Below are 15,076 nucleotides of genomic sequence, written 5' to 3'. Positions count from 1 at the left end.
AACCCGCCGGATGCCTGGGCAGGGCGGCTCGCACGCCGCGGTGGCGGTTCGTGCCTCGGGCGATCCGGGGCGGGATCGGATGGCTTCCACGCCGGGTGGTGCGCGCCGTAGCCTGCGGGAGCTTTGCGTCGCGGCGCCGCTGCGACGCCGCCCGAGCGACGGCGTCGGGTGCCTGAGCAAAGCCGGGGCGGTTCGCACGCCGCGGTGGCGGTTCGTGCCTCGGGCGATCCGGGGCGGGATCGGATGGCTTCCACGCCGGGTGGTGCGCGCCGCAGCCCGAGCAACAGCCTAGGGTGCCTGGGCGAGCCGGGGCGGCCAACATGCCCCGGTGGCGTTCGTGCCTCGGGCGATCCGGGGCCGGATCGGAAGCTCCCGCGCCGGGCAGTTCGCGCCGCAGCCCGCGTGAACTCCGCGCCGCCGCGACACAGCGACGCCCCAGCGATAGCTGCCCGGGCGGCTTCGCGGCGCGGCGACCCGGGGCGCCAGTCCTCGGGCGTGGACCCTCCGTGGCCGTACGGCTCCGGGTGCGCGGGAGATTCTCTGGCCCAAGGTGTGGCGAACGCCCGTCTGGACGGGCGTGCATGGGTGAAGAGGACACCGGATTGAGCTGGTTGGTCGGCGTGGGGCCGGGCGGGTTGAGGAGGCTCGGGGCGACGACCATCAGGAGTTCTCAGGTCCTCTGCTGCGCCTGACGCCTTCCTGTGCCGTGGAGGAGGAAGACTGCTGCGGGGGTTCGAAGAACGCGGCCTGGTTTTTGCCTGCGGTTTTGGCCTTGTACAGGGCGGTGTCGGCGTCCCGCAGCGCTTCTGAAGGCGCGGTCGGCCTGGTGATGCTCCGTGCTCCGATGCTCGTTGTCATATGGACCAAATGGCCATGGGCGAGGGTGAAGGGGTCTCTGAAGGAGTCGAGGATCCGCGTGGTGTAGTGGTGCAGTGTGCTCGCGTCCACGCCGTCCACGAGGAGTGCGAATTCATCTCCGCCGAGCCTGGCCACCATGTCCTGCTTGCGGACCCTGGCCGTCAGCCGCTGTGCGACGTCGACCAGCAGTTCGTCGCCGGCCGGGTGCCCCAGCGTGTCGTTGACGTCCTTGAAGCCGTCGAGATCGAGCATCAGCAGTCCGCTGGGGGACATGGCGGAGCACCGGCCGAGAACGGACTCCAGGCGCTCGTTCAGCAGTGCTCGATTGGCCAGACCCGTCAACGGGTCGTGGGTCGCCTGATGGCTCAGCTGCTTCTGGAGCTCTGCCTGCTCTCGCAGTGATGCTGAGAGGGCCTCGGCGTGCGTCCGTGCTTCGGTGGCTCGCGTCCTCGCTTCGGTGGCCCGGCCTTGGGCGTACTGGGCCAGGAACGCGATGCGCAGCAACAGCAGCAGCGACAGGCTCGCCATCATGGCGACGATCACCTTGACGTTCACGGGCTGGTCCTGGGCGCCGCCGACATTGGCCAGCACGATCAAGGGCCCCATGAGGATGAGCGCGATAAGGATCGACATTCGCCGCGGGGGCAGCCTCTCCTGGTCTTGCGCCATCTGGGTCCGCTGGGCAACGGACGAGTGCAGCGCCGCTGCCCCCAGCAGGAGGGAGGAGACCATCCACCCCACTTCGGCCACGTCCTCGGGGATCGAGGTCCCGGTGGCCTGCGTTCCGTAGTAGAGGCCATCGGCGGCGAGCAGGACCAGCAGCCATCCGATGACAAGAAGAAACGACGGTGTCCGCGTGCCGGTGGTGAGCATCAGCCGCGCGGCGATGGACAAGAGCACCAGGTCGGTGACGGGATAGGCGATGGATACTGCGAGCGGCCAGGCGGACATCTCGCTGCGCAGGTAGGGGGCGATGATGAACGCCCATGTCAGAGTGCCGGCTCCCAGCGTGATGATTCCCGCGTCCAGCAGCCCCGCCCAGTGCAGGCGGCCTGCCTGCTGCCTGGCCAGCGTCACCAGGCCCGCGGCAAGCAACAGGTAGGCGCCCAGGTAGAGCCAGTCGGCCACGCCTGGGAACGGAACCTCGACGCCGCGGACCTGGTAGAGACCCCAGATCGTGTCCGCCGCCGCGTACGGTGCCATGGCCGCAGCCAACAGGCACCAGGGAAGGACCGACGGCGGCTTGTTCCTGATCACCCCCACCACGATCGCGAAGACGACCGAGGCAGACACCACCGCGCCCAGCATGTAACGCGCTGCGGAGGAGGTGACCAGATAGGTGACGATCACCGCGGTCCCTGCTGCCCCATACGCCCAGGCCACCGCTTCGCGGCGGGAGGGCAACGGGACGTGAACCTTGCCCACAGGACCTCCTATGAGTGGCCGGAAGGGCGGGAGCGGAGCGTCTCGAGGATGCGGCAGGTGCGGTCGAGTTCGTCCTGGAGGCGGGGGGCGATCTCGGCCAGCGGGGCCAGGTCTGCGGCCTTCGCACGCTGTTCGAGCTCCGCGCAGCAGGCAGCGAGGCTTTCGGCTCCCATGTTGCCGGCAGCGCCTTTGAGGCTGTGTGCCTGCTCGGCGATCTCGGTGGTGTCGTGGCGGTCCAGCGCGTGGAAGAGTGCGCTGGTCATGTCGGGGGCGCGGACGAGGAAGTGGTCCACCAGCCGGCTCACCAGTTCGTTCTCGGCCGGAGCGTCGGCGCCGCGCAGTTCGTCCAGCCGCCGCTCGATGGAGGCACGCAGGGGCTCCTCGCCCTCTTCCGTCGAGTGGTCGGGCTCTTCACCGCAGTGAGCAGGATCGATCCAGCGGGCCAGGGCCTGTTCCAGGTCGGCGGCGGCGACGGGTTTGGAGACGTAGTCGTCCATGCCCGCGGCCAGGCAGCGTTCCCGGTCCTCGGCCAGGGCGCCGGCGGTCATGGCGATCACCGGAAGGCGCCCGCCGCCGCCTTCTTCCCGGCGGCGCAGCTCTTGGACGGCGGTGTAGCCGTCCATCCGGGGCATCTGGCAGTCCATCAGCACGGCTTGATAGGTGTGTTCCTCGGTCATCTGCAGGGCCTGGATGCCGTCGGCGGCGATATCGGCGCTGTAACCGAGCTGGGTGAGAAGGCCCTGGGCCACCATCTGGTTGATCTCGTTGTCCTCCACGAGCAGGAGATGGCCGCGGTGGGCAGGCGGGGAGGCAGTGGGGGCGGCAGAAGGCGCTTGCGCTGCAGCTTCGACGGGCGGTGACTGGGCGGTGAGCTCGACCACGGCGTCCAAGAGCTGGGACTGCTGGATGGGTTTGGGCATGCTGCGTGCGATTCCGGCCGCCTGGAGCTCGGCGGGGGCCAGCGGCACGCTGGAGGTGAGCATCAGCAGCGGTACCCGGCCGATGGCCGGGTCGGTGGTGATCCGGCGGGCGAGTTCCAGGCCGTCCATGTCGGGCATCTGCATGTCCAGGAGGGCCAGGTCGAAGGGGCGGCCCGCGGCCGCTGCCTCGTGCAGGGCCACCAGCGCCTGGGGCCCGCCCTCGACCGTGGTCGGCTGCAGGTGCCACCTGCGCAACTGGGTATCGAGGATCAGCCGGTTGGTCTCGTTGTCGTCGACGACCAGCGCCCGCAGCCCGCGAAGGGTCGCAGGAGAGGCCTGGGCCGGTGGTCGCTCGGTGGTATCAGGGGCGCGCACGGGAACGGTGAACCAGAAAGTGCTGCCCTGGCCGGTCCGGCTGGTGACGCCGATGGAGCCGCCCATGGCATCGGTGAGCCTGCGGCAGATGGCCAGGCCGAGGCCGGTGCCTCCGTAGCGGCGGGTAGTGGACGCATCCGCCTGGGAGAAGGCGTCGAACATCCGCTCCTGCTGAGCTTCGGCGATGCCGATGCCGGTGTCGGCCACCTCGAAGCGCAGCCACGGCGCATGCTCCGCAGGTGGCCGTGCGGGGGCTGGGCGGGCGCGTATCAGGACCTCGCCGGACTCGGTGAACTTCACAGCGTTGGACGCCAGGTTGAGCAGGATCTGCCGCAGCCGGCCTGCATCCCCGTGCACCATCACGGGCAGGTCGGGCTGGCAGTCGCTGAGCAGTTCCAGGCCGCCGGCCTGAGGGGTCTGCGCCACCAGCGAGACAACCTCCTCCACCAGCTGCTGGGGACTGAAGGCGACCTCGTCCAGGTCGAGCTTGCCCGCCTCCAGCTTGGAGAAGTCCAGGATGTCGTTGATCAGCGACAGCAGGGCCGTCCCGGCGGCCTGGATACCCTGCGCGTAGCGGCGCTGTTCGCCATCCAGCTCAGTGCCCAGGAGCAGGTTGCTCAGCCCGATGACACCGTTCATGGGAGTACGGATCTCATGGCTCATGGAGGCCACGAACTGCGACTTGGCCCTCGATGCCTCCAGCGCCCGGTCACGGGCTGCCGCCACCGCCTCCTCGGCTCGCTTGCGTTCGGTGATGTCCCGGACGAAGGCGTTGAAGCAGCGCCGCGTGCCCGACTGCAGCCGCCACACGGCCAGTTCGACCGGCATCTCGTGCCCGTCGCGATGCAGTGCAGTAATTTCGATCTGACGGCCCAGCACATGAGGCTCCCCACCGGCCAGCACCCGCTGCAGACCGGCCGCGTGCGCAGCGCGGTAGCCCTCAGGAATGATCAGATCGGCCAGCCGCCGGCCCATCACCTCCCAGCGGCTCCAGCCGAACAACCCCTGCGCAGCCTGGTTCCAGTCGATGACCAGACCGTCCTCATCGATGGAGACGAAGGCGTCCCGGGCCGTCTCGATGACCGAACGAGCCTGCTCCTGCAGCAGCCGCAGCGCCTCCTCGCGGCGCCGCTGACCCTGCGCCTCGCGGATGAACCCGCGCACTTCGAGCATCTCGCCTGCGGCGTTGCGCACCACCCAGTTCGTCGACTCCGTCCACAGCCAGTGTCCGTCGGCGTGCCGCAGCCGCAGGCACACCACCACCCGGCCCTCGCGGAGCAGATCCCGCTCAGCCGACTCGAAGTCCTCCACATCGCCCGGATGCACCCAGGACGCGACCGCGCTCCCCACGATCTCCTCGACCGGGTGGCCGAGCAACACCGCCCCCGCTGCGGACACCTCCCGGTAGGCACCCTCGATCGTGCGGCGGAAGACCATGTCCGCGGAGTTCTTCACGAGCAGCCGGAACCGCTCCTCGTCATCAGCCGCGTACTGCTTCGGTGTCGGCCGGTCCGGTTCCATCTCCTGCCTCCACACGTCACACGCCAGCTACCAGACGCAGGATCGGGACCGCCATCAGGTGCCCGTGGCCATGTCCGCAGACTGACGACCCTTATCGCCATGCCGCCGTGCTGTGGCGTACGCAGGAGCACGGCCGGCCCTGTCCGGATGAAAGAGGCGGCCACCGGCCGCCCCCGGGGCCGGACCGCTACAGCATGGGGTCGATGTCCCGGTCGCCCATTCCGCTTTCCTGCTCGCTCTGCTCCGTAAGCCTCCGGGCCTTCTCCTTCAGCCGCTGCCGCTCCTCGGGATCAGTGACACGCTCCGCGGCCTGTTCCATCTCCAGCGCTCTGCGGCGCAGCTGCTGGGCACGACCGCCGGACTCGCCTGCAACGCTCATGATCACTCCTCGCCGTGGTTGGGGCAGCGGGCCCCACCAGCGAAACAGCACCCCCTCATCCGCGCATCCCGAACGGTCACCCACCGCTATCGGCTCCGTACGAGAGGGCCGATGGCGACCTGCACAGGTCAGGCGGCCTGTGGCAGGTAGTACGGAGTGGCGTCGCGGCGGGTGGCGAGCTGGGCCTTGCGGCGGGTGAGGCGCCTCGTCATCAGCGTGATGGCCGCCCACGTGATCAGGGATTCGCTCATCTCGGGGAGCCGTTCGTGGTCCCGGCAATGTCGTCGGGCCCGCATGATCCACGACCATGATCGCTCGACTACCCACCTGCGCGGTAGGACCACGAAGCCCTTCGCGTCCGGCGGGCGGCGCACCGTCTTGATGGTGATATCGAGGTAGGTCTTTGCCCTTTGGTCACCAGCTTCCCGGCGTATGCGGAGTCGGCCCCGACGATGGCGATCTCGGGGTGCATGAGCGCGAGGCGGAACAGCAGCTCCTTGGCCGCGTCACGGTCGGTCACATTGGCCGCGGTGACCATCACCAGCAGCACCAGGCCCCTGTTGTCACAGATCAGGTGCCTCTTCCTCCCATTGATCTTTTTGGCTTCATCCCACCCCCGAGTGTCCTTGCCGAACAGCGATGCCCCGCCTGGTCTGGTAGCGGCTCAGTTCACAGGACGCCATCAGCCGGGTGAGCGTCATCCCGGCGGGGGCGACCTCGAACAGGGCGATACGGACCAGGTCGGCGTGGCGCTCCGCGGCCGGGGAGCGCTTGCGCACGGCTACTCGCCTTTCAGCAGCCGGGCCAGCTCCTCGTCCACGCCGACCTCGCCGGTGTCGACGGCCGTCTCGATCCACTCCAACGTCGCTCTCACGCGTGCGACGTTGGAGTGCACGACGGTGCGTTCGTCCTCGTTCAGCTGCCGGTCGCGCAGGCGCGGGACGACCCGCCCGGCGTTCGCGACGAAGCTGTGGCAGGCCGAGACCAGATCCAGGAACTCGATCGCGTGATCAATGCGCTTGACGGTCGGGGCGACCGGGCTGGTGCGCTCGAAGTCCTCGCGGGCCTGGCGGCCGCGTTCGACCTGCGCGCGATTGACCTGGTGGCGGGCGGTGTCGTCCGTCATCGCGCGGAAGGCGACGTCCGGGCGGTGCAGCATCTCCGTGGTGACTTTGCCCGCCACGTCCTCCTCGCGGGCCAGGGTGTGGATGGCGTTGATCTTCTCCTGCGGGGTGACGGGCCTGGCCACCTGGTGCCCGACCTGGCGTTTGGCCGCATCCGGGGTCCACCGGTGCTGGCCGGTCCGCTTGTCCAGCGGCGGGTGCGTCAGCGCGCCGAACCGCTCGCCCTCGTCCTCGATGTGAGCCAGCGTCCGGTAGACCGTGTAGGAGATGCCGTCCAGGCGCTGGTTCTTGGGGAACCGCGAAGCTGTCCACCGCCGGTACTCCACCGCCCGGTAGGACAGCCCGATGTCCTCGGCGAGCATGAACAACGCCTCGCGGACCGTCCGGAGTTCCTCACCGGGCGCGGCCTCGTGCTGTCCGCACCTGAACTGCATTGGTTCTATCTCCAGGGCCCGGTCACCGATCAGCCACTGACCCCGCGTCTGCTGCTGTACGACGTCCCGCAGTTCGGCCGCGATCTGCTTGTAACGCTGCCGGCTGACACTTCCGACCTTGTCCGTGACGGCCATGGCGGCCACCACCCCTCGCGGTCGGGGCCCCGCGGACCGGACCGCCGGCGACAAGCCCCGGCCCTTGCCGTCAGCCCTAGCGCATCCGATAGATCACTCACAGGCAATGACCGAAAGTGAACGAAACTGACCGAACGGTGTCGCAGTCGATCCTCGGTCGCCGTTCGTCCAAGCGTCAATCGGACGCCTGGCCGAACGCTTCCTTCCGGTGGCACCAGGCCCCCTTCCGGCACCGCGGCGAGCAATACACCGCGTCGCCCCGTCGGTCCACCCCGGCCACCCAGACCTGCCCGCACTCCGGGCAGACCCGCCGGCCCTCACCCCGCTCCAGCGCGGCCACCCGCTGCCGCAGCCGCCGGACCCGGCGCCACTGCCTGGAACGACACACCCCCGAGCAATACACCGCCCGGGGCCGGCATCTCGCCTCAACCGGGAACCGCACCCGGGACAATGCCGCTCACGTACAGGCCCGTTGACCCCGGCCACCCAGCCAGCCTAGACCCACCCCAAGATCCTAAAGTCAGGTTGAGGAACGGGCACTGAAAGAAAGCAGTCCAGGACACGAGCCCCGTAGCGGCCCCAGACCATGCGCACACGGCGCGGGGCAAGCGGGAAGCCCGCGCCCCGAGCCCCCGCGCCTCGCGAAGGACCCGCGCCCAGCAACCCGCGCCTCGCGAAGGACCCGCGCCCAGCAACCCGCGCCTCGCGAAGGACCCGCGCCCAGCAACCCGCGCCTCGCGAAGGACCCCCCGCGAAGGACCCGCGCCCCGCGAAGGACCCGCCCCGCGAACGACCGCCCCGCGAACGACCCGTGCCCCGGAACCCCGAAGGGACCGTCAGCCCTCCGCCGAGGAGCCCGCGCAGTCCGCGCACGTGCCGAAGATCTCCACCGTGTGCGCCACGTTCACATACCCGTGCTGCGCCGCCACCGTCTCCGCCCACTGCTCCACCGCCGGGCCCTCCACCTCCACCGCCTTGCCGCACACGCGGCACACCAGGTGGTGGTGATGGTCGTCCGTCGAGCAGCGGCGGTAGACGGACTCGCCGTCCGACGTGCGCAGCACATCCACCTCGCCCGCGTCCGCGAGCGACTGAAGGGTCCGGTACACCGTGGTCAGGCCGACCGAGTCGCCGCGGTGCTTGAGCATGTCGTGCAGCTCCTGCGCGCTGCGGAACTCGTCCACCTCGTCGAGCGCCGCCGCCACCGCGGCCCGCTGACGTGTCGACCGGCCTCGTACCGGGGCCGTGTTCCCGCCGGTTGGCGCCGTCACCACAGCTGCCTCCTCGCTTCGCCCGCACATCCGTCGGGCCATTCTGCCAGGCCCGCTGTCAGACCTTGACGTCGTCGCCGGACCGCCGGGTGCCCGGCAGGTCCGCCGTGCACTGAGCCGTGTGTGCCTCCACGTCCCGTGCCCGCCGTCTCGCCAGCGGTGCAGCCAGCGCGGTCAGCGCCACGAAGACCCCGATGGCCATCAGTACGATCGTCGCTCCTGGCGGCACGTCCTGGTAGTAGGAGGTGGTGGTTCCGGCCAGAGTCACGGCGATTCCGATCGCCACGGCCGCCGTGAAGGTCGCCCTGAAGGAGCGGGAGATCTGCTGGGCCGCGGCCACCGGAACCACCATCAGGGCGCTGACCAGCAGCAGCCCCACCACCCGCATCGCCACGCTCACCGTGACCGCCGCGGTGACGGCGATCAGCAGATTCAGCCAGCGCACCGGGAGACCGGTCACGCGCGCGAACTCCTCGTCCTGGCTGACGGCGAACAGCTGACGCCGCAGCCCCAGCGATACGAGCATCACGAACCCGGCCAGCAGCGTGATCGCGGTGAGGTCCGCTTCGGAGACCGTGGACAGGGAGCCGAACAGGAACGAGCTGAGATTCGCCGTGGAGCCGGTGTCCGAGATGTTGATCAGCAGGACACCGCCCGCCATACCGCCGTAGAAGAGCATCGCCAGCGCGATGTCGCCGCGGGTGCGCCCGTACGCCCGGATCAGTTCCATCGTGACCGCGCCGACGACGGAGACGATCGTCGCCATCCAGATCGGGTTGGTCGACAGCAGGAAGCCGAGGCCGACACCGGTCATCGCCACATGGCCGATGCCGTCGCCCATCAGCGCTTGCCGGCGCTGCACCAGGTAGATGCCGATGGCGGGGGCGGTGATGCCGACCAGAAGGGCGGCGATGAGCGCCCGCTGCATGAATGCTGTCTGGAGGATTTCCATGATCAGGTCAGCAGTCCCGTGCGGTGCGGCTCGTCGGCCGCATGCGGATGTACGTGGTCGTGGCCGGGCAGGGCATGCTGGCCCACGGCCTCGGGCGGCGGCCCGTCGTGGACCACGCAGCCGTCGCGCAGAACCACCGCACGGTCGATGAGCGGTTCCAGCGCGCCCAGCTCGTGCAGGACGAGCAGGACCGTCGTACCGGCGGCGACCTGCTCGCGCAGTGTCCCGGCGAGGATCTCCTGGCTCGCCAGGTCCACGCCGGCCATCGGCTCGTCCATGATCAGCAGTTCCGGCTCGGAGGCGAGCGCGCGGGCGATGAGCACCCGCTGGTGCTGGCCGCCGGACAGCGCGCTCACGGAGTCCTTGGCGCGGTCGGCGAGCCCGACGAGCTCGATGGCGCGCTGCACGGCGGCCCGGTCGGCCTTCGTCATCAGCCCCAGCCGGCTGCGCGAAAGACGTCCCGAGGAGACGACCTCGCGCACGGTCGCGGGCACCCCGCTCGCGGCGGTGGTCCGCTGAGGTACGTAACCGATGCGCGCCCACGCGCGAAAGCCGCGCAGCTCCGTGCCGAACAGGGCGATCTCGCCGTCGGTGAGCGGCACTTGGCCGATCAGGGACCGTACGGCAGTGGACTTGCCCGAGCCGTTGGCGCCGAGCAGGGCGATGACCTCACCGCGCTGGACGGTGAGATCGATGCCACGGAGCACGGGCCGCGAGCCGAGAGTGGCCCTGGCCCCGCGGACGGATATGACGGGCTCGCTCACCGATGCCACGGTTGCCTCCACAATGGGTTTCACTTCGCGCCGAGTGCTTTCTGCAGGGCGGCCAGGTTGGACTCCATGACCTGCAGGTAGTCGTCGCCCTTGGACTTGTCCGTGATTCCCTCGAGGGGGTCGAGGACGTCCGTCTTCAGCCCGGTGTCCCGGGCCAGGGTCCTCGCGGTCCTGTCGCTGGCGAGGGTCTCGAAGAAAACCGTGGTGACCTTGTCCTTCTTCGCGATGGTCTGGAGCTCCTTGATACGGGCGGGGCTGGGCTCGGACTCGGGGTCGACGCCCGCGACGCCCTCCTGGTCCAGGCCGTACCGCTCGGCGAGGTAGCCGAAGGCGGAGTGGGTGGTGATGAAGGTCTTGGTCGCGGTGTTCTTCAGGCCCTGCTGGTAGGCGGTGTTCAGCCCGTTCAGCTTGGTGACCAGCGCGTCGGTGTTCTTCTTGTAGTCCGCCGCGTGGTCCGGGTCGGCCTTCTCGAGGGATGCGCCGACGCCCCGGGCGACCTCGGCGTACTTGACCGGGTCGAGCCAGATGTGGGGGTCGGCGCCCGCCGCGCCCTCGTGATCGTCGTGACCGGCCTCCTCCTCGCCCTCGTGGCTCTGGCCGCCTCCGGTGCCGTGGTGCTCCAGCTCGGTGAGGGTGGCGGCGTCGACCTTGTTCTTCGCCTCGGACTGGGCGATGGCCTTGTCGACGGCGGGCTGGAGGCCCTTGAGGTAGAGGATGCAGCCCGCTTCGTTCAGCTCGGCGGTCTGGCGGGGCCCCAGCTCGAGGTCGTGCGGCTCGACGCCGGGCTTGGTGAGGCCGGAGACGGTGACGTGCTCCTTGCCTATCTGCTCGGCCAGGTACTGCATGGGGTAGAACGACGCCACCACCTTGAGCCTGCCGTCACTGCTCCTGCCGTCGGCGGCGCTGGAGGTGGAGCAGGCGGAGAGGGCTGTGAGCCCCAGGGCGACAGCTCCGGCGGCGGCGGTGGCCTGTATGAGGCGGCGTACGTTCATGACAGTCATTTTCAACAAAACTGGAAACGATTGTCAACAAGGTCCCTGAGCTCCCCGCACCCCGAACCGATTTGATCCGGGGGGTGCGGCCGCCGGTAACCTGAAGCATTCGCCCGCCGTCTCCCGACCACCACCCCTCACCGAGGCGCTCCGCGCCGCACCTGTTAATTCCCGTCGTCGTAATGAAGAGAGCACCGTGGCCGCCGACAAGATCGACACCATCGTCAACCTGAGCAAGCGCCGTGGCTTCGTCTACCCGTGCAGCGAGATCTACGGCGGTCAGCGTGCCGCCTGGGACTACGGGCCGCTGGGTGTCGAGCTGAAGGAGAACATCAAGCGCCAGTGGTGGCGCTACATGGTCACCTCGCGCGAGGACGTCGTCGGTATCGATTCGTCGGTGATCCTTGCCACCGAGGTCTGGGAGGCCTCCGGCCACGTCGCCACCTTCACCGACCCGCTCACCGAGTGCACCTCCTGCCACAAGCGGTTCCGCGCGGACCACCTGGAGGAGGCGTACGAGGAGAAGCACGGCCACCTCCCCGCGAACGGCCTCGCCGACCTCAACTGCCCCAACTGCGGCAACAAGGGCACCTTCACCGAGCCCAAGCAGTTCTCCGGCCTGCTCGCCACGCACCTCGGCCCGACCCAGGACTCCGGCTCCGTCGCCTATCTGCGCCCCGAGACCGCACAGGGCATCTTCACCAACTTCGCGCAGGTGCAGCAGACTTCGCGCAGGAAGCCGCCGTTCGGTATTGCCCAGATGGGCAAGTCCTTCCGGAACGAGATCACTCCGGGCAACTTCATCTTCCGCACCCGCGAGTTCGAGCAGATGGAGATGGAGTTCTTCGTCAAGCCGGGCGAGGACGAGAAGTGGCAGGAATACTGGATGGAGCAGCGCTGGAACTGGTACCGCGACCTGGGTCTCCGTGAGGAGAACATGCGCTGGTACGAGCACCCGGCCGAGAAGCTCTCCCACTACTCCAAGCGCACCGCCGACATCGAGTACCGCTTCCAGTTCGGCGGCAGCGAGTGGGGCGAGCTCGAGGGCGTCGCCAACCGCACCGACTACGACCTGTCCGCGCACTCCAAGGCGTCGGGCCACGACCTGTCGTACTTCGACCAGGAAGCCGGCGAGCGCTACACCCCGTACGTCATCGAGCCCGCCGCCGGTGTCGGCCGCTCCATGCTCGCCTTCCTCCTCGACGCGTACAGCGAGGACGAGGCGCCGAACGCCAAGGGCGTCATGGAGAAGCGCGCCGTGATGCGCCTCGACCCGCGCCTCGCGCCCGTCAAGGTCGCCGTGCTGCCGCTGTCCCGCAACCCGCAGCTGTCCCCGAAGGCCAAGGGCCTCGCGGCCGACCTCCGCAAGCACTGGAACATCGAGTTCGACGACGCGGGCGCCATCGGCCGTCGCTACCGCCGCCAGGACGAGATCGGCACGCCGTACTGCGTCACCGTCGACTTCGACACCCTCGACGACAACGCGGTGACCGTGCGCGAGCGCGACACCATGCAGCAGGAGCGCGTCTCCCTGGACCAGATCCAGCAGTACCTGGGCAGCCGTCTGCTCGGCTGCTGATCCCCAACTACGCAGTAGACACTGCGCGGTACGTCGAGGAGCCCCCGGTGTCACGGCCGCCGGGGGCTCCGGCTGTGCTCCGCTTTCTGCAGAGCGGCGCCCGAGCAGGCGGTGAAGCCTGAGCAACAGAGCAGCGAGAATCTGCTGTTGATGTTGTTCGTGCTGCACACTGGGCGCAATCGTCACCAGGAGGACCGATGCCGTCCATGACCACAAGCAAGGTCAGCAGATGGGATCAGCACGGCCGCGAACACGTCGTGCACGTAGCGAAATCGGGCATGCAGCGCACACTGACCTGCGACACGTGCGGCTGGCGCAAGGCGGTGCAGTTCCTGCCGTGGCTCAAGGCCGAGGAACACCTCGCCGAGGCGCACCAGGCGACGGTCGACCCGAGCGCATAAGGCCCCAGCAGGTCAGGCGGTCCTGCCCGTGGCACCGGATCCGCGACGGCGTGCACGGCAGCGACCGCGCTGGAAAATGTGTGCCCGATGCCTCCGGCGCGGTACCGTCGCCTGCATGTATGCGCATCTCCCGATCTACGAGTGAGAGGGCGGCTGTTCACCCCCGCCCCCGTCTGACGATTCCCCAGTCACTTCTCACCACAATGGGAGACCCCCATGGCCAAGAGCCGTAACAACCTCCTCGGCGTCGGCGGACAGCGAAAGAAGCTGTCTCGGGCCGACCAGCAGGGCAACGGTCCGGCACGCAACGCCGACCGCAAGGCGTCCGCCGACCAGAAACAGGAGCTGGTGCGCAAGATGCGTGAGCGCGCCCAGGGCAGCAGCGGCGACGCGGAGGCGCCGCAGGACGAGCAGGCCTGATCATCGCCGTGGGCCCGGACCGCTCGGATGCGGTCCGGGCCCACGGGCGTGTCAGGCCTTCCTCAACTCACCGTGCGCGGCAGCCGCAGGCTCAGCAGCGCCGTCAGCGCGATCATCCCCAGCTGCACCAGCAGCGTGACGGTCAGTGCCTGACGCATCCCGCCCGAACCGACCAGCGACAGGAACAGGGAGCCCAGGGTGGCCACGCCCAGAGCCAGTGCCGACTGCTGTGTCGTCACCATCACCCCGCTGCCCACTCCGGCCCGCTCCGCCGGTATTTCGGAGAGCACGATCCTGAAGATGACCGGCAGTTGGAGCCCCTGGCCGAACCCGGCCAGCGCGACGCCCGGCATCAGCTCCAGGAAGCCCAGGTCCGGCCAGTCGCGGCGAAAGGCCAGGACCAGGAGCGCGATGCCCAGGGCCTGGAGCACCGAACCCGCCGTCACGATCCGGGTTCCGTACCGCACGACCAAGCGCGGACCGGCCAGCGATGCCCCGAAGAAGGCCACCGCCATCGGCACCAGCGCCAGACCGGAGGCGACCGCCCCCATCCCGAGGCCCTGCTGCAGGGCCACCGCGATCACGAACATGAAGCCGCCGAAGCCGATCGAGAACGGCAGCACGAGTGTGAGACCGCGCCGCAGCGAGAGCAGGCCGAAAAGGCTCGGCGGCACCAGGGGCGTACGCCCCTGCCGGTCGGCGCGCCGCTCCACCCGGTAGAAGGCGACCGCCGCGAGCGGGAACACCGCCAGCGCCACCCACGTCCACAGCGGCCAGCCCGCCGCACGCCCCTCGGTCAGCGGCGCCAGCAGCGTCAGCAGGGCCACGGCCAGCAGCAGCGTGCCGGGCACGTCGACGGGCGTGGGGTGCTCGGAGCGTGTCTTCGGCACGGAGCGGGCCGCGAGGACCAGGCCGATCAGCACCACCGGCACGTTGACGAGAAAGACCGCACGCCAGCCGCTGCCCGCGATGTCGGCCGCGACGAGTACGCCGCCCAGGATCTGCCCGGCGACCATCGAAAGGCCCGCGGTCGCTCCGTACAGGCCCATCGCCCGGGCCCTGCGCGGTCCGGCCGTCGACGCCTGGATGGTGGCGAGCACCTGCGGCAACATCAGCGCGGCCGCGGCGCCCTGGGCCACCCTCGCACCCACCAGCGTCCAGGCGTCCGGTGCGAGTCCGCAGGCCAGCGAGGTCAGTCCGAAGGCTGCCATGCCCACCAGGAAGAGCCGGCGGCGGCCGAACATGTCACCGAGGCGTCCGCCGAGGACGAGCAGCACGGCGTACGAGAGTCCGTAGCCGGCGATCACCAGCTCCAGCAGCGCGGGGCCTGCGGCGAGATCGTGATCGATGGTGGGCAGGGCTACATTGACGATGAAGAAGTCGATCAGCGGAAGTGCCGCACCGAGCAGCAGGGTGAACAGGCCGAGCGGGCCGAGGGCAGGTCCGTTCGAGGTGCCTGCGGTGCGGACGGGGGCTGGGGGAAGGACACGGGTCTCACTCACGGCCTCGACGATCCT

At 69.4% G+C, this 15,076-nt stretch carries 13 protein-coding genes and 1 pseudogene; 3 read left to right on the top strand and 11 right to left on the bottom strand.

The features are described 5' to 3' along the window. Positions 1–660: 660 nt before the first annotated feature. From FBY35_RS29970 to FBY35_RS29925, 10 genes and pseudogenes are all read right to left on the bottom strand, one after another. On the bottom strand, positions 661–2,283 hold the full coding sequence (locus FBY35_RS29970; RefSeq protein ID WP_142217079.1) for a GGDEF domain-containing protein: 1,623 nt from the start codon (positions 2,281–2,283) through the stop codon (positions 661–663). Between the two features lie 8 nt (positions 2,284–2,291). Then, positions 2,292–5,099 (bottom strand): response regulator, encoded by a 2,808-nt coding sequence (locus FBY35_RS29965; RefSeq protein ID WP_142217078.1) that lies wholly within the window; start codon positions 5,097–5,099, stop codon positions 2,292–2,294. Positions 5,100–5,286: 187 nt separating this feature from the next. Next, positions 5,287–5,478 (bottom strand): DUF6381 family protein, encoded by a 192-nt coding sequence (locus tag FBY35_RS29960; protein WP_142217077.1) that lies wholly within the window; start codon positions 5,476–5,478, stop codon positions 5,287–5,289. A gap of 180 nt (positions 5,479–5,658) precedes the next feature. Beyond that, a pseudogene (locus tag FBY35_RS29950) lies at positions 5,659–6,121 on the bottom strand (transposase); the annotation flags it as partial. Then, entirely contained in the window at positions 6,084–6,257 is a 174-nt protein-coding gene (locus FBY35_RS36285) for a hypothetical protein (RefSeq protein ID WP_160159353.1), read from the bottom strand. The pseudogene FBY35_RS29950 and the gene FBY35_RS36285, both read right to left, overlap by 38 nt. 2 nt (positions 6,258–6,259) lie before the next feature. Beyond that, the gene (locus FBY35_RS29945) at positions 6,260–7,171 is read right to left on the bottom strand and encodes a DUF6192 family protein (RefSeq protein WP_142217074.1); all 912 of its coding nucleotides are present in this window, start codon (positions 7,169–7,171) and stop codon (positions 6,260–6,262) included. Between the two features lie 836 nt (positions 7,172–8,007). Next, positions 8,008–8,445 (bottom strand): Fur family transcriptional regulator, encoded by a 438-nt coding sequence (locus FBY35_RS29940; RefSeq protein ID WP_142217073.1) that lies wholly within the window; start codon positions 8,443–8,445, stop codon positions 8,008–8,010. Positions 8,446–8,500: 55 nt separating this feature from the next. Then, positions 8,501–9,394 (bottom strand): metal ABC transporter permease, encoded by an 894-nt coding sequence (locus tag FBY35_RS29935; protein WP_142217072.1) that lies wholly within the window; start codon positions 9,392–9,394, stop codon positions 8,501–8,503. Positions 9,395–9,396: 2 nt separating this feature from the next. Beyond that, positions 9,397–10,167, bottom strand: coding sequence for a metal ABC transporter ATP-binding protein (locus FBY35_RS29930; RefSeq protein ID WP_142217071.1), 771 nt, complete (start codon positions 10,165–10,167; stop codon positions 9,397–9,399). 20 nt (positions 10,168–10,187) lie between these two features. After that, positions 10,188–11,159 carry a metal ABC transporter substrate-binding protein gene (locus FBY35_RS29925; protein ID WP_142217070.1) on the bottom strand — a complete coding sequence of 324 codons (972 nt, stop codon included), beginning with the start codon at positions 11,157–11,159 and terminating at the stop codon, positions 10,188–10,190. Positions 11,160–11,355: 196 nt separating this feature from the next. Between FBY35_RS29925 and FBY35_RS29920 the strand changes: the two genes are divergently transcribed. From FBY35_RS29920 to FBY35_RS29910, 3 genes are all read left to right on the top strand, one after another. Continuing rightward, positions 11,356–12,738, top strand: a complete 1,383-nt coding sequence (locus FBY35_RS29920; RefSeq protein ID WP_142217069.1) for a glycine--tRNA ligase — start codon at positions 11,356–11,358, stop codon at positions 12,736–12,738. Positions 12,739–12,935: 197 nt separating this feature from the next. Beyond that, positions 12,936–13,139 carry a hypothetical protein gene (locus tag FBY35_RS29915; RefSeq protein ID WP_142217068.1) on the top strand — a complete coding sequence of 68 codons (204 nt, stop codon included), beginning with the start codon at positions 12,936–12,938 and terminating at the stop codon, positions 13,137–13,139. A 216-nt stretch (positions 13,140–13,355) separates the two neighbouring features. Further along, positions 13,356–13,559 carry a DUF6243 family protein gene (locus FBY35_RS29910; RefSeq protein ID WP_142217067.1) on the top strand — a complete coding sequence of 68 codons (204 nt, stop codon included), beginning with the start codon at positions 13,356–13,358 and terminating at the stop codon, positions 13,557–13,559. Between the two features lie 62 nt (positions 13,560–13,621). Here FBY35_RS29910 and FBY35_RS29905 read toward each other — a convergent pair whose 3' ends face one another. Next, positions 13,622–15,061, bottom strand: a complete 1,440-nt coding sequence (locus FBY35_RS29905) for an MFS transporter (protein ID WP_142217066.1) — start codon at positions 15,059–15,061, stop codon at positions 13,622–13,624. Positions 15,062–15,076: the final 15 nt, after the last annotated feature.

The organism is Streptomyces sp. SLBN-118 (genome assembly GCF_006715635.1).
Lineage (GTDB): Bacteria > Actinomycetota > Actinomycetes > Streptomycetales > Streptomycetaceae > Streptomyces.
This window is presented reverse-complemented; position numbering and strand designations above follow the sequence as displayed.